Here is a 22,537-nt window from a genome sequence, read left to right as displayed (position 1 = left end):
ACGATGAAGATCGGTGTAATCGGTGGCGGCCAGTTGGGTCGCATGTTGGCGCTGGCGGGCACTCCGCTGGGCATGAACTTCGCTTTCCTGGACCCGGCGCCGGACGCCTGCGCCGCGGCATTGGGCGATCACCTGCGCGCCGATTACGGTGACCAGGACCACCTGCGTCAGCTGGCCGATCAAGTCGATCTGGTGACCTTCGAGTTTGAAAGCGTGCCGGCGGAAACCGTGGCGTTCCTCTCGCAATTCGTGCCGGTCTACCCGAGCGCCGAAGCCCTGCGCATCGCCCGCGATCGCTGGTTCGAGAAGAGCATGTTCAAGGACCTGGGGATTCCGACCCCGGCGTTCGCCGACATTCAGTCCCAGGCTGACCTGGATGCCGCCGTGGCTGCCATCGGTCTGCCGGCCGTGCTGAAAACCCGCACTCTGGGTTACGACGGCAAGGGCCAGAAAGTCCTGCGCACCCCTGAGGATGTGGTCGGCACCTTCGCCGAACTGGGCAGCGTGGCGTGCCTGCTGGAAGGCTTCGTACCGTTCACCGGTGAAGTCTCGCTGATCGCCGTGCGCGCTCGCGATGGCGAAACGAAGTTCTACCCGTTGGTCCACAACACCCACGAAAGCGGCATCCTCAAGCTGTCCGTGGCCAGCACCGATCACCCGCTGCAGGCCCTGGCCGAAGACTACTCCAGCCGTGTGCTCAAGCAGCTGGACTACGTCGGCGTGATGGCGTTCGAGTTCTTTGAAGTCGACGGTGGCCTCAAGGCCAACGAAATCGCTCCGCGCGTGCACAACTCCGGGCACTGGACCACTGAAGGCACCGAGTGCAGTCAGTTCGAAAACCACCTGCGGGCGGTCGCCGGCCTGCCGCTGGGTTCGACTGCCAAGGTCGGCGAAAGCGCGATGCTCAACTTCATCGGCAAAGTGCCCGAGACCGAAAAAGTCCTGGCCATCGCCGATTGCCATCTGCATCACTACGGCAAGGCGTTCAAGGCTGGCCGCAAGGTCGGTCACGCCAACCTGCGCTGCGCCGATCGCGAGACGTTGGCGGCGCAGATCCTCAAGGTCGAAGCGCTCATCGCTGAGTAGCGTCGCCAAACGAAGCCGCCAGGTAAATCCGGTTTCATGTGGCAACGGTGGAACCATTCAGGGACCGCCGTTCTCTCATGGCAGGATGCGAAAGTCTGACTAGGCTTTCGCATATCTTCCAATTCAGAGGGAAATGCCATGGGAATTATCGGAACCATCTTTATCGGCCTGATCGTCGGCCTGCTGGCGCGGTTCCTGAAACCGGGCGATGACAGCATGGGCTGGATCATGACCATTCTGCTCGGTATCGGCGGTTCGCTGGCGGCCACCTACGGCGGCCAGGCCCTGGGCATTTACCAGGCGGGCCAGGCAGCCGGTTTCATCGGCGCGCTGGTCGGCGCGATCATCCTGCTGATCATCTACGGCATGATCAAAAAGAACTGATCCAGACGACAAAGTCCTCTCGGCTGGGCAGTCCGAGAGGACTAGAATGCTCGGCGCTTCACGTCCTTTCCTACTCCGAGCACCTTCATGCGTCGTCTTCTGATAACTCTTCTTTTGCTGGGCAGCGGTCTGGCCCACGCCGGCGAACTGCCGGAAACCGACTGGCTGGAACTGATGCCCAAGTCGGACCAGAAAGCCCTCGAGGCCATGCCCGAGATCGATCACAACTCCCCCGAAGCCAATGGCACCTTTACCGAAAAGGGTGGCATGAAGCAGAGCAAAGGCCTGCCGGCGGTGATGTATTCGACCAAGACTGTTGCGTCGATGAATGACAAGAACATTCGTCTGGGTGGTTATCCCGTGCCGCTGGAAACCGACGCCAAGGGCCACAGCACGCTGTTCTTCCTCGTGCCGTATCCAGGCGCCTGCATCCACGTCCCGCCACCGCCGCCAAACCAACTGGTGCTGGTGCGTTATCCAAAGGGTTTGAAGCTCAACGATATCTACACGCCGCTGTGGGTCACCGGCACGCTGAAGATCGAGAAGGTCAGTAATGACCTGGCGGATGCGGCGTATGCGCTGGATGCGGCGAAGGTTCGGGTGGTGAAGGAGTCGGATCTCTAAAACGTCATCCAAGCCATACACAAATCAAAAATGTGGGAGCGGGCTTGCTCGCGAAGAGGGCGTGTCAGTCGACATCAACGTGACTGACATACCGCTTTCGCGAGCAAGCCCGCTCCCGCATCTGGTTGTGTTGCGTTACAGAGGCTTGCTGCCGATGCTCACACCCAGGGTATGGCTGGCCCCCGGCTTCAGCGCCACCACATCATCCATCACATTCGCCGTCTCGATGCACAGCATGCGCTGCCAACCGTCATCGGCCATGTCACTGAGCGCTGCAGCGCGATCAACCCACGGGTTCCAGATCACCGCCGTGCGCGAACCAGTGCTGGTCAGCTCGATACGACGTTCCCACGCCGGGTCGACGATGCTCAGCTTCGCCGGGGCGTTGAGGTAGATGCGGTCGGTTTCGCCGGTGAACTGCAGGTCGCCGGTTTGCGACTTGGTTTTCCAGTCTTCCAGCGTCTCGATGTAGCTCAGGCCATTCACGCCCTCGACATGCACCTTGCGCACATCGCTGACGGCGAAATAGCTGTGCAGCGCCTGGCTGATGGTCACCGTCTCGGCGCCCTGGTTATGGCTGGTCAGGCTGATGTGCAGTTGCGAGTCCAGGCGGATGCTCAGCTTCAAGTCGACCTGATGCGGCCAGCCCGGCAGGCCGCCTTCGGGGTAGGGCAGGAGGAACTCGACCTTCAGGCTTTCGCCCTCGGCCTCGATGCCACCCAGTTCCCAGTCCATCGCCCGCACCAGACCATGGGCCGGTGCCGGTTCCTGGCTGACGCGCATCGCCTTCACGCTCTGCGGATTGCGCTCGAAATTGCCGAACCAAGGCCAGCACACCGGCACGCCGGCGCGGATGCTTTTGCCGGTCTTGAACACAGCCTCGTCGTTGAGCCAGATTACAGGCGGCTGACCGGCGACCTGATAGCTGAGGATGTGCGCACCTTGCTGGGCCACCAGTAATTCGGCCTGACCGTGGCGAATACGCCAGCAGTTCAGTTCATCCAGTTTTACGGCTTCAACGTTGGGCGTGCTCATGGGACAGCTCTCGATCAGTATCAGGACTGCAATGGACCGCAAAACGGTCGCCGGGTTTAGCGGGGCTGATTAACGCGATGCCTTGATGCTCAGCGAGCTCTTGGCGGAACCGAGCGAGTGCGGCCGCTACCGTCGATGGCGACGAACACGAAGACCGCCTCGGTCACCTTGCGCCATTCGCTGGACAGCGGATCGTCGCTCCAGACTTCGACCATCATCTTGATCGAACTGCGGCCGATTTCCAGCGCCTGGGTATAGAAGGAGAGCTGAGCGCCCACCGCCACCGGCACCAGAAATGCCATGCGGTCGATCGCCACCGTGGCCACGCGGCCACCGGCGACCTTGCTGGCCATCGCGGTGCCGGCCAAATCCATCTGCGCCACCAGCCAGCCGCCGAAAATATCGCCAAAGCCGTTGGTTTCGCGGGGAAGCGCGGTGATTTGCAGGGCCAGGTCGCCTTGCGGGATCGGATCTTCTTGTTCGAGCTCTATCATGCCGGGGGTGCCTCTGACCCGTGACTCTTCGTTGGTCTTTCAGTGAATAGCCGTCTTCGGAAAAACGATTCAGCACCGAACATACTACGTTCGTCACGTTTTCCATAAAGGCGCCTAAAGGGAAACTCTGCGAAATCGCCTATGAACCTGACAGGCGTTTTCGCACAGCAACCCTGAAAAGCTATTACACAGTGTTGCGAGTATATCGGTCGATAGACTCCGATACGACCATCCGGTTCTCATTTTGACCGTCAAATACGCGCCTCTATGTGCTTTTTCGAACAATTTGTTATCGTGCCGGACCTGCCCGAGCCCTTGCCAGCGTTGTAGGGGCGGTAGATCTGTCTATAAGAGAAGCCTTTGCCATGACCCCAGCGCCCTCGAGTATCGCGCAGCCAGCCCCATCCGCACGTCCGCTGACCCGCAGCGACTACAAGACACTCTCGCTGTCCGCCCTGGGCGGTGCGCTGGAGTTCTACGACTTCATCATCTTCGTGTTCTTCGCGACCGTGGTGGGCAAGCTGTTCTTCCCGGCGGACATGCCGGACTGGCTGCGCATGATGCAGACCTTCGGCATTTTCGCCGCCGGCTACCTGGCGCGGCCGCTGGGCGGCATCGTGATGGCGCACTTCGGCGACCTGCTGGGGCGCAAGAAAATGTTCACCCTGAGCATTTTCATGATGGCGGTACCGACCCTGATCATGGGCCTGCTGCCGACCTACGCGCAGATCGGCATGTGGGCGCCGATCCTGTTGCTGCTGATGCGAGTCATCCAGGGCGCGGCGATTGGCGGTGAGGTGCCGGGGGCCTGGGTCTTCGTTTCCGAACACGTGCCGCAACGCCATATCGGCTATGCCTGCGGCACCCTCACCAGCGGCCTGACCGCGGGCATCCTGCTGGGCTCGCTGGTCGCCACGGCAATCAACAGCATCTACACCCCGGTGGAAGTGTCCGATTACGCCTGGCGTATCCCGTTCCTGCTGGGTGGCGTATTCGGCCTGTTCTCGGTGTACCTGCGCCGCTGGCTGCACGAAACCCCGGTGTTCGCTGAAATGCAACAGCGCAAGGCCCTGGCCGAAGAAGTGCCGTTGCGCGCGGTGCTGCGTGACCATCGCGGCGCCATCGCCATTTCGATGCTGCTGACCTGGCTGCTGTCGGCCGCGATCGTGGTCCTGATCCTGATGACTCCGACCGTGTTGCAGACGGTCTACAAGTTCTCGCCGACCACGGCCCTGCAATCCAACAGCGTGGCCATCGTGCTGCTGAGCTTTGGCTGTGTGATCTCCGGCGCCCTGGCGGATCGCTTCGGTGCCGGCAAAGTCTTCGTCTTCGGCTGCGCCGCGTTGCTGGCCAGCTCCTGGACCTTCTACCACAGCCTGGCCGAACATCCCGACTGGCTGTTCCCGATGTACGCCCTGACCGGCCTGCTGGTCGGTACCATCGGCGCGGTGCCATACGTGATGGTCAAGGCCTTCCCGCCCGTGGTGCGCTTCAGCGGCCTGTCGTTCTCCTACAACGTTGCCTACGCGATCTTCGGCGGCCTGACGCCCATGGTCGTCAGCCTGCTGCTCAAGGAAAGCACGATGGGGCCTGCGTATTACGTGGCGGTGCTGTGCGGGGTGGGGATTGTGGTGGGGGCGTATCTCTGGAAGAAGGGGCGCTAAGCCCGGCTTTCTTCATCGTCAGTCATCGCCCCATCGCGAGCAGGCTCGCTCCCACAGGTACAGCGTGATCAATGTGGGAGCGAGCCTGCTCGCGATAGGGCATACCGAAACTTCGTGTAGAGGCTCAATACTGGCCTTTCATCCAATTGTCATATTTCAGCCATAGAGTGTTCACATGGCCTGCTGATACTTGGCCCCGACTTAAAACACCTATCTGCTAGGAGTAAGGCATGAAACTGAAGCGTTTGATGGCGGCAATGACTTTTGTCGCTGCTGGCGTTGCGACTGCCAACGCGGTTGCCGCTGTTGACCCTGCTATCCCGAGCTACACCAAGACCACCGGTGTGTCGGGCAACCTGTCCAGCGTTGGTTCCGACACTCTGGCCAACCTCATGACCCTCTGGGCTGAGAACTACAAAAAAGAATACCCGAACGTAAACATCCAGATTCAGGCCGCTGGCTCCGCCACCGCGCCACCTGCACTGACTGAAGGCACCTCCAACTTAGGTCCCATGAGCCGCAAGATGAAGGACACCGAACTGGCTGCCTTCGAACAGAAATACGGCTACAAGCCAACCGCTATCCCGGTTGCCGTGGACGCCCTGGCTGTCTTCGTACACAAGGACAACCCGATCCAGCACCTGACCATGGAACAGGTCGATGCGATCTTCTCGTCCACCCGTCTGTGCGGCGCTAAAACCGACGTGAAAACCTGGGGTGACCTGGGCGTGACCGGCGACCTGGCCAACAAGCCAGTTCAACTGTTCGGTCGCAACTCGGTATCCGGCACCTACGGCTACTTCAAGGAAGAAGCTCTGTGCAAAGGCGACTACAAGGCTAACGTGAACGAGCAACCAGGTTCGGCTTCGGTCGTTCAGTCCATCAGCTCCTCGCTGAACGGCATCGGTTACTCGGGTATCGGTTACAAGACCGCCAGCGTGAAGACCGTGGCTCTGGCCAAGAAAGGCAGCACTGACTTCATCGAAGACACCGAAGAAAACGCCCTGAACGGCAAGTACCCGCTGTCGCGCTTCCTGTACGTTTACGTGAACAAGGCCCCGAACAAGCCTCTGGCCCCGCTGGAAGCCGAGTTCGTGAAACTGGTTCTGTCCAAGCAGGGTCAGGAAGTTGTAGTCAAAGACGGTTACATCCCACTGCCAGCCAAGGTTGCTGCAAAAGCACTGGCTGACCTGGGTCTGCAGGAAGGCGGCGCTGAAGTCGCAAAAAAGTAAAACCCTAGGTCCGGGCTACATCTCGGACCTGTAGAGCGAAGCTTGCTCGCGAAGGTGGTGGTTCAGTCAGCATAAACGTTGAAAGTAACGACCCCTTCGCGAGCAAGCTCTGCTCCTACGAAGCCGGTACGCCGGCCCACCTGTTTTCTATCCCCTGCTGGTACCGCCAGCGGAGGATTTGTCGCGTCACTGCATTGTCATCTTTCTGTCATACAGGATCGCTAGGGTGTGCGAATGAATGATCTGGCCAATTCCAACATGACTACAAATCCCCCCAAGCGAATTGACTTCAATACGCCTGAGCTGCAACGCAAGCGCCGCATTCGGGCGCTCAAAGATCGCCTGACCCGCTGGTACGTCCTCGTTGGCGGCCTTGCAGTGCTGGGTGCGATTACCCTGATTTTCTTCTTCCTTGCCTACGTCGTGGCCCCCCTGTTCCAGGGTGCCAGCCTGACGTCCACGGACGCCATCACGCCAGCCTGGATGCAAGACGCCGGCAAGCCGTTGATGATCGCCCTGGAAGAACAGAACCAGGTGGCCATGCGGGTTTCCGACAAGGGCCAGGCCTTGTTCTTCGACATCGACAGTGGCGCTGAACTCAAGCGCGTCGATCTGCCGGTTCCAGCCGGTGCCAGCGTTACCTCCATCGGTGAAGACCAGCCAGGTCATCCATTGGTAGCGGTGGGCCTGTCCAACGGTCAGGCGCTGGTGTTGCGTCACACCTATAAAGTCAGCTATCCGGACGGCAAGAAAACCATCACGCCGGCCATCGAATACCCGTACGGCGAAGCGCCGATCACCCTGAACGAAGGCGGCGGTGCGCTGGAGCACGTCAGCCTCAATGCCACCGATTCAACCCTGATGCTGGTTGGCGCTACCGGTTCGCAGCTCAATGTTCTGTCGCTGACCAGCGAAGAAAACATGATGACCGGCGAAGTCACCAACGAGCAGAAGCGCATCGACCTGCCGCAAATGACCGAAGCGGTGAAAAACATCTTCGTCGACCCGCGTCAGCAGTGGCTGTATGTGATCAACGGTCGTGCCCAGGCGGACGTGTTCAGCCTGCGCGACAAGAGCCTGAACGGTCGCTACAAATTGCTGGAAGACGGTGACGCTCAAGTCACCGCCAGTACCCAGCTGGTGGGCGGCATTTCGCTGATCATCGGCGACTCCAAGGGCGGTTTGGCCCAGTGGTTCATGGCTCGCGATCACGATGGCGAGCAACGCCTGAAGCAAATCCGTACCTTCCAGATGGGCACCACGCCGATCGTGGAAATCACCGCGGAAGAACGCCGCAAGGGCTTCGTTGCCCTGGATGCTTCGGGCAAGCTCGGCGTGTTCCACAGCACTGCGCACCGCACCCTGCTGGTGGATCAGGTGGTCGAAGGCCAGGGCCTGTTCGGTCTGTCGCCACGGGCCAACCGCGTGATCGTGGAAGCCGGTGGCAAGATTCATCCGTTGCTGCTGGACAACCCGCACCCGGAAGTTTCCTGGAGCGCGTTGTGGAGCAAGGTCTGGTACGAGAACTACGACGAGCCTAAATACGTCTGGCAATCGACCGCCGCCAACACCGACTTCGAACCGAAGCTGAGTCTCTCGCCGCTGACCTTCGGTACCCTGAAAGCCGCGTTCTACGCCATGCTGCTGGCCGCGCCTCTGGCCGTTGCCGCTGCTATCTACACCGCCTACTTCATGGCCCCGGGCATGCGCCGCAAGGTCAAGCCGGTGATCGAGTTGATGGAAGCGATGCCGACGGTGATCCTCGGTTTCTTCGCCGGTCTGTTCCTCGCGCCCTATGTCGAAGGGCACCTGCCGGGCATCTTCAGCCTGCTGATGCTGCTGCCGATCGGCATCCTGGTTGCCGGTTTCGTTTTCAGCCGCCTGCCTGAGTCGATCCGTCTGCGCATCCCGGATGGTTGGGAAAGCGCGCTGCTGATTCCGGTGATCCTGTTCGTGGGCTGGTTGTCGCTGTACATGAGCCCGTACATGGAAAACTGGTTCTTCGGCGGCGACATGCGCCTGTGGATTTCCCACGACCTGGGCATCACCTACGACCAGCGCAATGCACTGGTGGTTGGCCTGGCCATGGGCTTCGCCGTGATCCCGAACATCTACTCCATCGCCGAAGACGCCGTGTTCAGCGTGCCTCGCGGCCTGACCCTCGGTTCCCTGGCGCTGGGCGCCACGCCGTGGCAGACCATGACCCGCGTGGTGATCCTCACCGCCAGCCCGGGCATTTTCTCGGCGCTGATGATCGGCATGGGCCGTGCGGTCGGTGAAACCATGATCGTACTGATGGCCACCGGCAACACCCCGGTCATGGAAATGAACCTGTTCGAAGGCCTGCGCACCCTGGCCGCCAACGTGGCGGTGGAAATGCCCGAGTCGGAAGTCGGCGGCAGCCACTACCGCGTGCTGTTCCTCTCGGCGCTGGTGCTGCTGTTGTTCACCTTCATCATGAACACCCTCGCGGAACTGATTCGTCAGCGTCTGCGCAAGAAATACTCGTCGCTTTAAGAAAGGTAGAAGTCTGTGAAACAGAACTCCCTGAAAGGATGGTTCAAGAGCGGCGCCCCAGGCGTCTGGATCAGCGGTGGTGCGGTGTCCATCGCGGTCATCATGACGATTGGCCTGCTGGCGGTGATCGCGGTGCGCGGTCTGGGTCACTTCTGGCCGGCGGATCTGCTGCACGCCAGCTACGACGTGCCGGGCCAGGGCAATCACCTGGTCATCGGTGAAGTGGTGCAGAAGGAAGAAGTGCCGCGTGCTCGCCTGAAGAGTGCCGGCCTGCCGGTTCCGGACGAAGGTCCGGAATTCATGACCCGCGAGCTGATCAAGGTCGGCAACCGTGACCTGAACGGCAACGACTTCACCTGGATCGTCGGCGAGTGGCTGACCAACCAGACCACGCCGGTGGAGCTGATGGCCATCGAGCGTCGCGAGTGGGGCAACTTCTACGGTTACCTGGTCAACGTCAAACAGGACGGCAAGGTGGTCGCCGAAGGCGAAGCGGCCTGGCCTGAGCTGCAGGCGCGGATCGATCGGGTGAACAAGCTGTCAGCCCAGCTCAAGTCTCTGGAAAAAACCGATATCGGTGCGATCAACGCAGGTCTGGAGCGTATCCGTCTGCATGGTCGCAAACTGGAACTGGACGGCAAGCTCGACCCGGCCGCGCAAGCGGACATGGACGCCGAGCGTGCCGAGCTCAACGCTCGCTATCAGGACATCGAAGCGCGTCTTTCCGACCTGCATGCGCAGTTCAATCGCGACAGCCTGACCGCTCGCGATGCCAACGGCAAGGAAGTCGAAATCGGCCTGGGCAAAGTGGTTCATGCTTATCAGCCGAACGCCATGGGGACTTTCACCAAGGTCGGTTTCTACTTCAGCAAGGTCTGGGAGTTCCTGAGCGACGACCCGCGTGAAGCGAACACTGAAGGCGGTATCTTCCCGGCGATCTTCGGCACCGTGATGATGACCCTGATCATGGCGATGATCGTGACCCCGTTCGGCGTGCTGGCGGCGGTGTACCTGCGTGAATACGCCAAGCAGAACGCGCTGACCCGGGTGATCCGCATTGCGGTAAACAACCTGGCAGGCGTTCCGGCCATCGTTTACGGCGTGTTCGGTCTGGGCTTCTTCGTCTACGTGCTGGGCGGCTCGCTCGACCGTCTGTTCTTCCCTGAAGCCTTGCCGGCGCCGACTTTCGGTACGCCGGGTCTGCTGTGGGCCTCGTTGACCCTGGCGCTGCTGGCGGTGCCGGTGGTGATCGTGGCCACCGAAGAAGGCCTGGCGCGGATTCCTCGCACCGTGCGTGAGGGTTCCCTGGCCCTGGGCGCAACCAAGGCCGAAACCCTGTGGAAGATCGTGCTGCCGATGGCCAGCCCGGCGATGATGACCGGGATGATTCTCGCCGTGGCCCGCGCCGCCGGTGAAGTGGCGCCGCTGATGCTGGTGGGTGTGGTGAAACTGGCGCCGTCGCTGCCGGTGGATGGCAACTACCCGTACCTGCACCTGGACCAGAAGATCATGCACCTGGGCTTCCACATTTATGACGTCGGCTTCCAGAGCCCGAACGTCGAAGCCGCGCGACCGCTGGTGTACGCCACCGCGCTGCTGCTGGTGCTGGTGATCGCGGTACTGAACCTGTCGGCGGTGTGGATTCGTAACCACCTGCGCGAAAAGTACAAAGCGCTGGATAGCTAATTGATAAGTCACAAGCGGCAAGCTACAAGCGGCAAGAAAATGCTGCTGGCCGCTTTTGCTCAAAACTTGCAGCTTGCAGCTTGAAGCTTGCAGCTACGAACGGAGTGAGACCCCATGCAGCACGAAACACATACCCACGGCATCAACATGTCGGCCCTGGGTCGCGACAAGCAGAGCCTGAACCTCGCGCAGGAAACCGTGGCCATCGAAGTGCCGGGCCTGAGCCTGTTCTACGGCGAGAAACAAGCGCTGTACGACGTCAGCATGAACATTCCGAAACAGCGCGTGACCGCCTTCATCGGCCCGTCAGGCTGCGGCAAGTCGACCCTGCTGCGTACCTTCAACCGCATGAACGACCTGGTCGACGGCTGCCGCGTCGAAGGCGCGATCAACCTGTACGGCAACAACATCTATCGCAAGGGCGAAGACGTGGCCGAGCTGCGCCGTCGCGTCGGCATGGTGTTCCAGAAGCCGAACCCGTTCCCGAAAACCATCTACGAGAACGTGGTCTACGGCCTGCGCATCCAGGGCATCAACAAGAAGCGCGTACTCGACGAAGCCGTTGAGTGGGCGTTGAAAGGCGCGGCGCTGTGGGACGAAGTGAAGGATCGCCTGCATGACTCGGCACTGGGCCTGTCCGGTGGTCAGCAGCAGCGTCTGGTGATCGCGCGTACCATCGCCGTCGAACCGGAAGTCCTGCTGCTCGACGAACCGTGCTCGGCACTCGACCCGATCTCCACGCTGAAAGTCGAAGAGCTGATCTACGAACTGAAATCCAAGTTCACCATCGTCATCGTGACCCACAACATGCAGCAGGCCGCGCGGGTTTCCGACTACACGGCGTTCATGTACATGGGCAAGCTGGTGGAGTTCGGCGACACCGATACCCTGTTCACCAACCCGGCGAAGAAGCAGACCGAAGACTACATCACCGGTCGGTATGGCTAGGAGCAGATGCGAGCCGCAAGCTTCAAGCGGCAAGTAAGAGCGGTTCGGGTAGGACATTAAACAGCTTGCAGCTTGTAGCTTGCAGCTCACAGCTTTTGCGGAGCAAACCCATGATTTCTAAGGAAGGCTTGACCCACCACATCTCCCAGCAATTCAACGCCGAGCTCGAGGAAGTGCGTAGCCACCTCCTGGCCATGGGCGGGCTGGTCGAGAAGCAGGTCAACGACGCGGTCACCGCGCTGATCGAAGCCGACTCGGGTCTGGCGCAGCAGGTGCGCGAGATCGACGACCAGATCAACCAGATGGAACGCAACATCGACGAAGAGTGCCTGCGCATTCTGGCCCGTCGTCAGCCGGCGGCGTCGGACTTGCGTCTGATCATCAGCATCTCCAAGTCGGTGATCGACCTGGAGCGCATCGGTGATGAAGCGACCAAGATCGCCCGTCGCGCCATCCAGCTGTGTGAAGAAGGCGAAGCGCCGCGTGGTTACGTCGAGGTTCGCCACATCGGCGATCAGGTGCGCAACATGGTCCGCGACGCCCTGGATGCTTTTGCCCGTTTCGACGCAGACCTGGCGTTGTCGGTGGCGCAGTACGACAAGATCATCGACCGCGAATACAAGACCGCCCTGCGCGAGCTGGCGACCTACATGATGGAAGATCCGCGCTCTATCTCGCGGGTCTTGAGCATCATCTGGGTACTGCGTTCGCTGGAGCGTATCGGTGACCACGCGCGCAACATCTCCGAGCTGGTGATTTACCTGGTCCGCGGCACCGACGTGCGCCACATGGGCCTCAAGCGCATGAAGGAAGAAGTTGAAGGAACAAGCGGCGAAACCGCTAATGTTCCGGGCGAAGCTGACGATAAGTAAGGTTGCCCCAGAGAAGCGCCCGGCCCTTTGGCCGGGCGTTTTCATTTGTGGCTCACGAATTCGAAAAGCAGCACCCGCGAACGAAAAGTCCCGGCGTGACTGAAGGTTTTTTGGCAAAGTGCCATCAGTAAAGCGGTATGCTGGCCGGGATTTTTTAAAGGGGTGTGGGATGAGTAAGGTCAGTGTGTTGGTCGTGGACGATGCCTCGTTCATTCGTGACCTGGTGAAAAAATGCCTGCGTAACTATTTTCCGGGCATGCGCATCGAAGATGCGGTCAACGGCAGAAAGGCTCAGGCCCTGCTGGCGCGTGAGGCGTTCGATCTGGTCCTGTGCGACTGGGAAATGCCGGAGATGTCGGGTCTGGAACTGCTGACCTGGTGCCGTGAGCAAGAAAGCCTCAAGGGCATGCCGTTCGTCATGGTGACCAGCCGTGGCGACAAGGAAAACGTGGTGCAGGCGATCCAGGCCGGGGTGTCCGGTTATGTGAGCAAGCCGTTCACCAACGAGCAACTGATCACCAAGGTCAAGCAGGCGCTGCACAAGGTCGGCAAGCTCGACGTCCTGGTGAACACCGCCAGTACCAAGACTGTCTCGGCGTATGCCAACGATTCGCTCAATGCGTTGACCGGTGGCAAGGCGCCGGTGGCGGCTGCGACTGTCGCTGCACCTGCCGCACCAGCACCCGCTGCCGCCGCACCTTCGCGTGGCCTGCTCAACAACCCACCGGTCAAGGCGCCGACTCCCGCTGCCGCTGCCGGAGGAGGGCGTGGCCAGGGTCAACTGCGTTTGCCGAACGGCATCCAGCAATGCGTGATCAAGGCCCTGAGCCTCAAGGAAGCGCTGCTGGTGATCAAGCGCGCCGACACCCTGCCGCAGGTGCTCGACAGCGCCGTGCTGGACCTGGAGCAGGGCGAGAGCGCCGAGACGGCGCGTCTGAACGGCTACCTGCACGCCATCGTCGCCCACGAGCCCAAACCTGACAGCGAATGGCTGCAACTGACCTTCCGCTTCGTCGATCAGGACGCGCAGAAGCTCGATTACATCTCCCGCCTGATTGCCCGGGGTACGGCGCAGAAGCATTTTGTTCCGGGTGCCTGAGACCGCGTCGCCTGAAATTCCTTTATCGCGAGCAGGCTCGCTCCCACATTGAACGCGTTCCTGTGTGGGAGCGAGCCTGCTCGCGATGGGTCCGGAACTGTCACCACCCATCTCCCACCCGTGTCGTTTTTGAAACATCTGTCGATCACGCAGGTCAATTCCGACTGCTAGGCTCAATCCCAGGCCTTACTCGACAGACTCCTGCCCATGCTCGCGCGCCTGCTGTTTTTCTGTGGTCTTTTCATGGCCTCCACCTCGACTGTGGCCATGACTATCTACACGTCCACCGACGCCAATGGCGTGGTCTCCTACAGTGATCGTCCCTCCAGGGGCGCCAAGGTCTTCGTTTTTCGCGATCGCATGGTCGAGCACCTGGAGCGTCAGGTGTACCTCGACATAAAGAAACTCAAGGGCATGGACAGCGTGTTCGTGCGCAACGACCTGTACGCCCCGGTGCAGATCGAATTGAGTTTTGCCGGCCTGAACAATGTCAGCGGTGCGCCGAGCAGGCCCATCCGCCGGGTGATGCCGGCGCGCAGCAGCATTCGCCTGGCGCTGCTCAAGGCGACGCGGCCCGGACAGCCGCTGGCCTACACCCCAAGCTTCCAATACTTCCTCGGTGATCCCTCAGGTGCCGCCTTGGCCTATCAATACCCGTACCCCTGGCGTGGCGGGCCGTTTCGCCTGAGCCAGGGCGCCAACGGCCAATACAGCCACTACGGGCCGAAGAACCGCTACGCCATGGACATCGCCATGCCCGAAGGCACGCCGATCATTGCCGCCCGGGGCGGGGTGGTGGTGAAGACCGAAAACAGCCAGACCGGCCGCGGCAACGACCCGGCGGGCAACTTCGTGCGGGTGCTGCACGATGACGGGACCATGGGCGTGTACCTGCACCTGAAAAAGGGTTCGGTCAGCGTGCGCGAGGGGCAAAGGGTTTCGGTGGGCAGCGCATTGGCGCTGTCGGGCAATACCGGCAACAGCAGCGGGCCGCACCTGCATTTCGTGGTGCAGCGCAATACGGGGATGGGGTTGGTCTCGATTCCGTATCGGTTCAAACAACCGATGGGGACATTGCCCAACTTTGCGTTGGGCAAGCAGTGACGGGGTGACTGGTCTGGCACCTTCGCGGGCAAGCCCGCTCCCACAGGCACGGTGGTGTCCTTGTGGGAGCGGGCTTGCCCGCGACGGGATCGACTCGGTTTAACGCCGGGAAACTCAGTCCAGCATCAACACCTTGGCCAGAATAATCTTCGGCCCTTTCATCTTCTTGATGATGATCCGCAAGCCTTCGACTTCCAGCACTTCTTCCTCTTCCGGCACGCGCTTGAGGCTCTCGTAGACCAGACCCGCCAGCGTTTCCGCTTCAACGTGGTCCAGATCGATCCCCAGCAGCCGTTCGACCTTGAACAGCGGCGTATCGCCACGCACCAGCAGTTTGCCCGGCTGGTACGCGAGGATGCCGCGTTCGGCCTTGCGGTGTTCGTCCTGGATGTCGCCGACCAGCACTTCCAGCACGTCTTCCATGGTCAGGTAGCCGATGATGTTGCCGTCGGCCTCTTCAACCACGGCGAAGTGCGAGCCACCCTTGCGGAACTGCTCCAGCAATTGCGACAGCGGCATGTGCCGGGACACGCGCTCCAGCGGGCGGGTCAGCTCGGCCAGGTTGAACGACTCCGGAATATGGTCCAGGGCCGCCAGTTCCAGCAGCAGGTCCTTGATGTGCAGCAGGCCGACGAACTCCTGGCGCTCGCTGTCGTACACCGGATAACGGCTGAACTTGTGGCGACGGAACATCGCCAGGATTTCCTTGAGCGGTGCGTTGAACTCCAGGGTCACCAGGTCTTCGCGAGAGTTGGCCCAGTCGACCACTTCCAGCTCGCCCATTTCCACCGCCGAGGCCAGTACGCGCATGCCCTGGTCGCTCGGGTCCTGACCACGGCTGGAGTGCAGGATCAGCTTCAGTTCTTCGCGGCTGTAGTGGTGCTCATGGTGCGGGCCGGGCTCGCCTTGACCGGCGATGCGCAGGATCTGGTTGGCGCTGGCGTTGAGCAGGTAGATGGCCGGGTACATGGCCCAGTAGAACAGGTACAGCGGCACCGCGGTCCACAGCGACAGCAGCTCGGGTTTGCGGATCGCCCAGGATTTTGGCGCGAGTTCGCCGACCACGATGTGCAGGTACGAAATGATGAAGAACGCGGTGAAGAACGATACCGCCTTGACCAGTTCCGCCGATTGCACGCCGGCCGCTTCGAGCACGGGGCCGAGCAGGTGGGCGAAGGCGGGCTCACCGACCCAACCCAGGCCCAGGGAGGCGAGGGTGATACCCAATTGGCACGCCGACAGGTAGGCATCGAGCTGGCTGTGCACGGTGCGCAGGATGTGTCCGCGCCAACCGTGCTGCTCGGCGATGGCCTCGACGCGGGTCGAGCGCAACTTGACCATGGCAAATTCCGCCGCAACGAAAAAGCCGTTGAGCAAAACCAGGATCAGAGCAAAAAGAATCATGCCGAAGTCGGCGAATATTGTTGCGAGGGTCAAACCAGGGGAAGGGTCCATGATGGAGTTTTGCGGGTTCCGTGTATTCGAAGGATAAGAAAAAAGTGCGCCTGAAAAGGCAGGCGCAAGTCAGCCAATGTAGCGGCTGACTTGGCAATTGCCTAGTGGCCAGTGCTGGCCGGTATCAGTCGGCGGTGCTGATGACCCGGGATTTGCTGACCTGGGCGGGAGCGAAATGGCAGGTAAAGGTACTGCCGTGGCCCGGGACGCTGCTGATTTCCATACGGGCGCGGTGGCGCAGCAGAACGTGTTTGACGATCGCCAGCCCCAGACCGGTGCCGCCGGTGTTGGAATTGCGGCTGGAGTCGACGCGGTAGAAGCGTTCGGTCAGGCGCGGCAGGTGTTTGCTGTCGATGCCGATCCCCGAGTCCTGCACGCTCAGGTGCGCGCCTTGCTCGTCACCCCACCAGCGAATGCGGATGTTGCCTTCGGCCTGGGTGTACTTCACGGCGTTGAACACCAGATTGGAAAACGCGCTGCGCAGTTCCCCTTCGCTGCCCTTGAGCAGGATGGTCGGATCGGCTTCCAGGGTGATGCGCTGGTTTTTCTGTCCGGACAGTTGCTGCGCATCACTCTTGATCGATTGCAGCAGGCCGTCGATGGCCACCGGCTGGTTGTCCGAGGGGTAATCCGTGGCCTCGAGCTTGGCCAACAACAGCAAGTCGTTGAGCAGGGTCTGCATGCGTCCGCCCTGTTGCTGCATCTGCTGCAAGGCGCGACCCCAGCGCGGGTTCACTTCCTCGACGTTGTCGAGCAGGGTTTCCAGGTAGCCACAGATCACCGTCAGCGGCGTACGCAGCTCATGGGATACGTTGGCGATGAAGTCTTTGCGCATCTGTTCCAGCTGATGGATGCGTGTCACATCGCGCACCAGCATCAGGTGTTCGTTGTTGCCGTAGCGGGTGATGTACAGCTGAATGCGCATCCGATCGTTGGTCGGCGAGGGGATTTCCAGCGGTTCGGCGTAGTTGTCCTGCTCGAAGTATTCCTTGAAGCGCGGATGGCGCACCAGGTTGGTCACCGGCTGGCCGCTGTCCTGTGGCGTCTTGAGACCCAGCAGGGTTTCGGCGGCGCGGTTCCACCATTCCAGGTTGCCGTCGGTGTCGAGCATGACGACGGCATCTTTCAACGCCGCGGTGGATTCCTGGACCCGGTCGATCACCGCTTGCAGGCGTCCGCGAACGCGTTGGTCGCGGCGTTGCAGGTGGTAGATGCTGTCGAACACTTCGCCCCACAGACCGTAGCCATCGGGCGGCGCTTCATCGGGTTTGTGCAGACGCAGCCATTCATGCAGGCGCAGCAGCTGCTTGAGGGTCCAGGCCAGGTAAATGCCCAGTCCCGCAGCGAGGCTCCAGCCGTAGTAGCCAGTGATCAGGCCGATCACCAGGCAGGCGGTGACCAGCAGCAGCATGTGGCGAATCAGGGTGCCATGCCAGTTTTGGTTCACTTGAACGCGCGTCCTTGAAAGAAAAGCAGCTTCTAGCTTCAAGCCTCAAGCTGCAAGTTCGATGCGGACTGACTTTAGCTTGCCGCTTGAAGCTTGCAGCTCGTAACAGCGGTCAGGCTTTCGTCGAAAAGCGATAGCCGGTGCCGCGCACGGTTTGTACCAGATTCTCGTAGGCATCGCCGAGGGCTTTGCGCAGGCGACGGATGTGCACGTCGACGGTGCGCTCCTCGACATAGACGTTGCCGCCCCAGACCTGATCCAGCAGCTGGCCGCGAGTATAGGCACGCTCCTGGTGGGTCATGAAAAACTGCAGCAGACGGTATTCGGTCGGTCCCATTTCCGCAGGCTTGCCGTCGATGGTCACGCGATGGCCGATCGGGTCGAGCAGCAGGCCGCCGACTTCAATCGGCGCTTCGCCATCGGTCGGGCCGGCGCGGCGCAGTACGGCCTTCAGGCGCGCAACCAGCTCGCGAGGGGAGAACGGTTTGGTGATGTAATCGTCGGCGCCGACTTCCAGGCCCTGGATCTTGTTGTCCTCTTCGCCCTTGGCGGTGAGCATGATGATCGGGATATCCCCGGTCAGCTCATCGCGCTTGAGGCGTCGGGCCAGCTCGATGCCGGACGTGCCGGGCAGCATCCAGTCGAGCAGGATCAGGTCCGGTTTGCGGTCGACGATAATGGCGTGGGCCTGCTGGGAGTTCTCGGCCTCCAGGCAGTCATAGCCGGCCATTTCCAATGCAACGGCGATCATTTCGCGAATAGGCGCTTCGTCGTCGACGATCAGAATGCTCCTGCCAACCATGCCTTAATCCTCTTGTCATTTAACTGTCTTGCGCCGCATTAGATAACGGAAATATTGCAGTCGTGTGACAGTATTTTAGTCGGCCTGCGATTGTGGCGAACCTGAACTAAGCTCTAAGTCCGAACCCTGACAACCACAAACGGAAGGTTTCCATGAATCACATTGCTCAATCCTGGAAGGCTCTGCTGGTCACTGCCGCGATAACGCTGCCGACACTGGCGTTCGCTGCTGAACCGGCGATGATGAAAGACGGGATGATGGTCGATCACAAAGGCATGACGCTGTACACGTTCGACAAAGACTCGGGCGGCAAGTCGATGTGCAACGACGAGTGCGCCAAGAACTGGCCACCGATGATGGCTCCTGCGGGCGCCAAGGCTGAAGGCAAGTGGACCGTCATCAAGCGTGACGATGGGCATATGCAATACGCCTACGACGGCAAGCCGCTGTACACCTTCATCAAGGACAAGGCGCCTGGAGACATGACGGGCGACAAAATGAAGGACGTCTGGCACGTCGTTCACGAGTCGCAGAAGTAACGTAAATCGCAAAAAAAGATCGCAGCCTTCGGCAGCTCCTACAGGACGTACACGATCCCAATGTAGGAGCTGCCGCAGGCTGCGATCTTTTCTTTTTTCAACGCAACGCGTAATCCAGCACGATCCCGACAAAAATCGCCAATCCCGCCCAGTGGTTGTGCAGAAACGCCTTGAAGCAACGCATCCGGTCCTTGCCCCGGGTGTACCAGAACTCCCAGGCAAAACAGCCCGCGGCCACCGCCAGCCCGAGGTGGAACCAGCCACCCAGCTCGAACTTCGATCCGGCCAGCAGCAGGCAACCCAATGCCATGCATTGCAGGGTCAGGATGATCACCCGATCCGCCTCGCCGAACAGAATCGCCGTGGATTTCACGCCAATCTTCAGATCGTCATCGCGGTCGGTCATCGCGTAGTAGGTGTCGTAGCCCACCGTCCACATCAGATTGGCGATGTACAACAGCCACGCCGCTGCCGGCAATTCACCGGTTTCGGCGGTGAACGCCATCGGCATCCCCCAGGAAAACGCCGCCCCCAGCACCACTTGCGGGTAATAGGTGTAGCGCTTCATGAACGGGTAGCTGAACGCCAGCGCCAGGCCGCCGAGCGACAGCAGGATCGTGGTGGCGTTGGTGCACAGGACCAGCAGGAAACTCACGCCCATCAGCAGGGCAAAGAACACCAGTGCCTCTTTCGAGCTGATCTTGCCGCTGACCAGCGGACGCTGTTCGGTGCGCTTCACATGACCGTCGACCTTGCGGTCCGCCCAATCGTTGATCACGCAGCCACCGGCGCGGGTCAGTACGACGCCTAGGACGAAAATCACGATGTTGGCCAGCGACGGCGAGCCCTTGCCGGCGATCCACAGCGCCCAGAGCGTGGGCCACAGCAGCAGATAGATGCCGATCGGCTTGTCCATCCGCGTCAGCTGAATGAAGTCCCAGGCCCGAGGATTCACGCGATTCAGGGACTTGAGCAGGCTCTGGTACATCAGCAGTTCTCCGGTTGGGCGCGAGCGGCGCTCCACAGGGTCGGCAGGAAGATTTCGGCCACCAGTACGCTCAAGGTTCCGCGGTCGAAGCGTGAACGGCGGCCCCAGAGTTCAGCCGCGCTGACTTCGCTGGGCAGCCATGCTTGAGGATAGTGGCAAACCTCGATGACGCGGCGCTGGAAGGCGTGATCGCAAAACAGCAGTTCGCCCAGCGAGCGGCTGCCCAGTTCGTCCATGTGCAAGCCGTCGCCCTGCAGCGCGCTGCGTGCCGCCACGCTGCGGGCAAACACCCAGGCCTCGCCATGCCCACGCAGATACACCTCGCGCACCCAGCCTTCGCTGCTTTCGGCCAGATCCAGCGCGGCGCATTCATCCTCGCGCAGGGTTTGCCAGCCTTCGAACAGCGGCGTGACGCTGAAGCCGTCATTCGACAGGCGGGTCAGGCGTCGGGTCAGCGATCCTTCGTCGAACAGCCAGTCGAGGGTAAAGGTGTCGGGGAGGGGCGTGAGCAGGCTTTGGGGAAGCCAGAGCGGGGATTCTGAGTGGTGCACAATGAGTCAGTATTGGCAGCAAATGAGGCGGCGAGCTTACCATGTCGGCCCATCATATCGAGTGATAAGGCCAGCCGTTGCGCCGAACAGGCTTGCATCTGCGTTGGCCCATCAGTACAAAACGCCCTGAGCCGAGCAACAGCGCTGCAATCATGGACCGTTCGCGCCGGTGCAAGTCTGAATCCTGAGGAAAAGAAAGAATGAAAAAGTGGCAATGTGTGGTCTGCGGCCTGATCTACAACGAAGCCGACGGCTGGCCGGATGACGGCATTGCGCCGGGCACCCTGTGGCAGGACGTGCCGGAAGACTGGCTGTGCCCGGATTGCGGCGTCGGCAAAATGGATTTCGAAATGATCGAAATCAACTAAGACAACTAAAGGAGTAGGCAATGAACGCACCTGTCGTGATCGTCGGCACCGGCCTTGCGGGTTACAACCTGGCCCGGGAGCTTCGCAAACTCGATGGCGAAACCCCGCTGCTGCTGATTACCGCCGATGACGGGCGCTCCTACTCCAAGCCGATGCTGTCCACCGGTTTCGGCAAAAACAAGGACGCCGATGGCCTGAGCATGGCCGAGCCCGGTGCGATGGCCGAGCAGCTGAAGGCCGAAGTCCGCACCCATACCCGCATCAGCGGCATCGATCCTGGCCACAAGCGCCTGTGGATCGGTGAGGAAGCGGTCATTTACCGTGACCTGATCCTGGCTTGGGGCGCGGAAACCGTGCGCGTGCCCATTGAAGGTGACGCGGGGGACTGCGTATTCCCGATCAACGACCTGGAAGACTATGCACGCTTTCGTGCGGCCGCCGCCGGCAAGCGTCGGGTGCTGCTGCTCGGCGCCGGCCTGATCGGCTGCGAGTTCGCCAACGATCTGAGCCTGGGCGGCTATGAAGTGGATCTGGTTGCACCCTGCGAGCAGGTCATGCCGACGCTTCTGCACCCGGCGGCGGCCGCTGCGGTTCAGGCGGGGCTGGAAAGCCTCGGTGCGCGCTTCCACCTCGGCCCGGTGCTCAATCGTCTGCAACGGGTTGCGGATGGGCTGGAAGCGCATCTTTCCGACGGCCAGATCATTGCCTGCGACGTGGTGGTTTCGGCCATTGGCCTGCGCCCGCGCATCGACTTGGCCGCCGCAGCCGGTCTGCAGGTCAATCGCGGTGTGATGGTCAACCGTCACCTGCAAACCTCCCACGCCAACATCTACGCCCTGGGTGATTGTGCCGAGGTCGACGGGCTGAATCTGCTGTACGTGATGCCGCTGATGAGCTGCGCACGCGCGCTGGCCCAAACCCTCGCCGGCAACCCGACGGCGGTCAACTACGGCCCGATGCCAATCACCGTCAAAACCCCGGTGTGCCCGCTGGTGGTGTCCCCGCCACCACGGGGCCTGGAAGGCAGCTGGACGGTCGAAGGGCAAGGCGCTGATATCAAGGCGCTGTGCCGCGATACCGGTGGCAAGCTGCTCGGTTATGCGCTGACCGGCACGGCGGTGATGGAAAAACTGGCCCTGAACAAAGAGCTTCCGGCACTGCTGGCGTAAATGCCGGTCGTTCTGTCGCAATCACCCTCAAAATGCCCTGAGAAAGGCCGTATCGATACTGGCGCGGCTGTGCGGTGCGTGCCATCCTCACACCCGTCTGCCGCAGAGTAGAGCATCTGCGGCGCCTTGGGCGCTGCTCCAGAGAGAGCAGCACGGACATAACAACAACAAACCGTCAAAGGGGCTTCACTAATATGCGTAAACCAGAACTCGCCGCAGCCATTGCGGAAAAAGCAGACCTCACCAAAGAGCAGGCCAACCGCGTTCTCAACGCCGTTCTCGAAGAAATCACCGGCGCCCTGCATCGCAAAGACAGCGTGACGCTGGTAGGTTTCGGCACCTTCCTGCAACGCCACCGCGGCGCCCGCACCGGCAAAAACCCGCAAACCGGTGAACCGGTCAAGATCAAGGCCAGCAACACCGTTGCGTTTAAGCCAGGCAAGTCGTTGAAAGACAGCGTCAATCCGTAATTT

General features: G+C 61.0%; 22 protein-coding genes. 15 read left to right on the top strand and 7 right to left on the bottom strand.

What is annotated here, in order from left to right; genetic code table 11:
* The first annotated feature begins 3 nt into the window (after positions 1-3).
* From HNO86_RS03230 to HNO86_RS03220, 3 genes are all read left to right on the top strand, one after another.
* A complete protein-coding gene (locus tag HNO86_RS03230; protein ID WP_175375590.1) occupies positions 4-1,086 on the top strand; it encodes a 5-(carboxyamino)imidazole ribonucleotide synthase in 1,083 nt (360 codons plus the stop codon).
* A gap of 138 nt (positions 1,087-1,224) precedes the next feature.
* Positions 1,225-1,470, top strand: coding sequence for a GlsB/YeaQ/YmgE family stress response membrane protein (locus tag HNO86_RS03225; RefSeq protein WP_175375589.1), 246 nt, complete (start codon positions 1,225-1,227; stop codon positions 1,468-1,470).
* Positions 1,471-1,557: 87 nt separating this feature from the next.
* On the top strand, positions 1,558-2,094 hold the full coding sequence (locus HNO86_RS03220; RefSeq protein ID WP_175375588.1) for a DUF3299 domain-containing protein: 537 nt from the start codon (positions 1,558-1,560) through the stop codon (positions 2,092-2,094).
* Positions 2,095-2,229: 135 nt separating this feature from the next.
* On the opposite strand, the gene HNO86_RS03215 is transcribed toward HNO86_RS03220, so the two are convergent.
* Both HNO86_RS03215 and HNO86_RS03210 read right to left on the bottom strand, forming a co-directional pair.
* Complete coding sequence (locus tag HNO86_RS03215; RefSeq protein WP_175375587.1) at positions 2,230-3,129, bottom strand: D-hexose-6-phosphate mutarotase; 900 nt, start codon at positions 3,127-3,129, stop codon at positions 2,230-2,232.
* Between the two features lie 89 nt (positions 3,130-3,218).
* Positions 3,219-3,623: an acyl-CoA thioesterase gene (locus tag HNO86_RS03210; RefSeq protein ID WP_007942704.1), complete on the bottom strand. Its 405-nt coding sequence runs from the start codon at positions 3,621-3,623 to the stop codon at positions 3,219-3,221.
* 365 nt (positions 3,624-3,988) lie between these two features.
* Here HNO86_RS03210 and HNO86_RS03205 point away from each other — a divergent pair, with 365 nt between their 5' ends.
* The 8 genes from HNO86_RS03205 (at position 3,989) to HNO86_RS03170 (ending at position 14,745) form a co-directional block, all read left to right on the top strand.
* Positions 3,989-5,287 carry an MFS transporter gene (locus tag HNO86_RS03205; RefSeq protein WP_175375586.1) on the top strand — a complete coding sequence of 433 codons (1,299 nt, stop codon included), beginning with the start codon at positions 3,989-3,991 and terminating at the stop codon, positions 5,285-5,287.
* Between the two features lie 230 nt (positions 5,288-5,517).
* Positions 5,518-6,519 carry a phosphate ABC transporter substrate-binding protein PstS family protein gene (locus HNO86_RS03200; protein ID WP_175375585.1) on the top strand — a complete coding sequence of 334 codons (1,002 nt, stop codon included), beginning with the start codon at positions 5,518-5,520 and terminating at the stop codon, positions 6,517-6,519.
* 234 nt (positions 6,520-6,753) lie between these two features.
* Positions 6,754-9,036, top strand: a complete 2,283-nt coding sequence (locus HNO86_RS03195; protein WP_175375584.1) for an ABC transporter permease subunit — start codon at positions 6,754-6,756, stop codon at positions 9,034-9,036.
* Between the two features lie 15 nt (positions 9,037-9,051).
* Positions 9,052-10,722, top strand: coding sequence for a phosphate ABC transporter permease PstA (gene pstA, locus HNO86_RS03190; protein ID WP_175375583.1), 1,671 nt, complete (start codon positions 9,052-9,054; stop codon positions 10,720-10,722).
* Between the two features lie 114 nt (positions 10,723-10,836).
* Complete coding sequence (gene pstB, locus HNO86_RS03185; protein WP_175375582.1) at positions 10,837-11,670, top strand: phosphate ABC transporter ATP-binding protein PstB; 834 nt, start codon at positions 10,837-10,839, stop codon at positions 11,668-11,670.
* A 110-nt stretch (positions 11,671-11,780) separates the two neighbouring features.
* Entirely contained in the window at positions 11,781-12,542 is a 762-nt protein-coding gene (phoU, locus tag HNO86_RS03180; RefSeq protein WP_175375581.1) for a phosphate signaling complex protein PhoU, read from the top strand.
* 169 nt (positions 12,543-12,711) lie between these two features.
* The gene (locus HNO86_RS03175; protein WP_175375580.1) at positions 12,712-13,641 is read left to right on the top strand and encodes a response regulator; all 930 of its coding nucleotides are present in this window, start codon (positions 12,712-12,714) and stop codon (positions 13,639-13,641) included.
* A gap of 207 nt (positions 13,642-13,848) precedes the next feature.
* Positions 13,849-14,745: a M23 family metallopeptidase gene (locus HNO86_RS03170; RefSeq protein ID WP_175375579.1), complete on the top strand. Its 897-nt coding sequence runs from the start codon at positions 13,849-13,851 to the stop codon at positions 14,743-14,745.
* 114 nt (positions 14,746-14,859) lie between these two features.
* Here the strand turns inward: HNO86_RS03170 and HNO86_RS03165 are convergent, their stop codons facing one another.
* The 3 genes from HNO86_RS03165 to phoB all read right to left on the bottom strand — a co-directional run bounded on the left by HNO86_RS03165 (position 14,860) and on the right by phoB (position 18,449).
* Positions 14,860-16,200: a hemolysin family protein gene (locus HNO86_RS03165; RefSeq protein WP_175375578.1), complete on the bottom strand. Its 1,341-nt coding sequence runs from the start codon at positions 16,198-16,200 to the stop codon at positions 14,860-14,862.
* 124 nt (positions 16,201-16,324) lie between these two features.
* Positions 16,325-17,611, bottom strand: a complete 1,287-nt coding sequence (phoR, locus tag HNO86_RS03160) for a phosphate regulon sensor histidine kinase PhoR (RefSeq protein WP_178130967.1) — start codon at positions 17,609-17,611, stop codon at positions 16,325-16,327.
* Positions 17,612-17,759: 148 nt separating this feature from the next.
* Positions 17,760-18,449, bottom strand: a complete 690-nt coding sequence (phoB, locus tag HNO86_RS03155; RefSeq protein WP_034149326.1) for a phosphate regulon transcriptional regulator PhoB — start codon at positions 18,447-18,449, stop codon at positions 17,760-17,762.
* Between the two features lie 152 nt (positions 18,450-18,601).
* On the opposite strand from phoB, the gene HNO86_RS03150 reads away from it, so the two are divergent.
* On the top strand, positions 18,602-18,988 hold the full coding sequence (locus HNO86_RS03150; RefSeq protein ID WP_175375576.1) for a hypothetical protein: 387 nt from the start codon (positions 18,602-18,604) through the stop codon (positions 18,986-18,988).
* Positions 18,989-19,085: 97 nt separating this feature from the next.
* On the opposite strand, the gene ubiA is transcribed toward HNO86_RS03150, so the two are convergent.
* Positions 19,086-19,976, bottom strand: a complete 891-nt coding sequence (gene ubiA, locus HNO86_RS03145) for a 4-hydroxybenzoate octaprenyltransferase (RefSeq protein WP_175375575.1) — start codon at positions 19,974-19,976, stop codon at positions 19,086-19,088.
* Positions 19,976-20,527 (bottom strand): chorismate lyase, encoded by a 552-nt coding sequence (locus HNO86_RS03140; RefSeq protein WP_175375574.1) that lies wholly within the window; start codon positions 20,525-20,527, stop codon positions 19,976-19,978. Before HNO86_RS03140 ends, ubiA begins: the two co-directional genes overlap by 1 nt.
* Before the next feature lie 200 nt (positions 20,528-20,727).
* Here HNO86_RS03140 and HNO86_RS03135 point away from each other — a divergent pair, with 200 nt between their 5' ends.
* The 3 genes from HNO86_RS03135 (at position 20,728) to HNO86_RS03125 (ending at position 22,534) form a co-directional block, all read left to right on the top strand.
* Positions 20,728-20,895 carry a rubredoxin gene (locus HNO86_RS03135; RefSeq protein ID WP_007954349.1) on the top strand — a complete coding sequence of 56 codons (168 nt, stop codon included), beginning with the start codon at positions 20,728-20,730 and terminating at the stop codon, positions 20,893-20,895.
* Between the two features lie 20 nt (positions 20,896-20,915).
* Positions 20,916-22,064: an NAD(P)/FAD-dependent oxidoreductase gene (locus HNO86_RS03130; protein WP_175375573.1), complete on the top strand. Its 1,149-nt coding sequence runs from the start codon at positions 20,916-20,918 to the stop codon at positions 22,062-22,064.
* 194 nt (positions 22,065-22,258) lie between these two features.
* Positions 22,259-22,534 carry an HU family DNA-binding protein gene (locus HNO86_RS03125; RefSeq protein ID WP_003213368.1) on the top strand — a complete coding sequence of 92 codons (276 nt, stop codon included), beginning with the start codon at positions 22,259-22,261 and terminating at the stop codon, positions 22,532-22,534.
* The last annotated feature ends 3 nt before the right edge of the window (positions 22,535-22,537 follow it).

Source organism: Pseudomonas sp. C1C7, from assembly GCF_013359595.1.
In the GTDB taxonomy this organism is placed as follows: Bacteria; Pseudomonadota; Gammaproteobacteria; order Pseudomonadales; family Pseudomonadaceae; genus Aquipseudomonas.
Note: the sequence above shows the minus strand (reverse complement) of the source record. Positions and strands in the feature narration are given on the sequence as shown.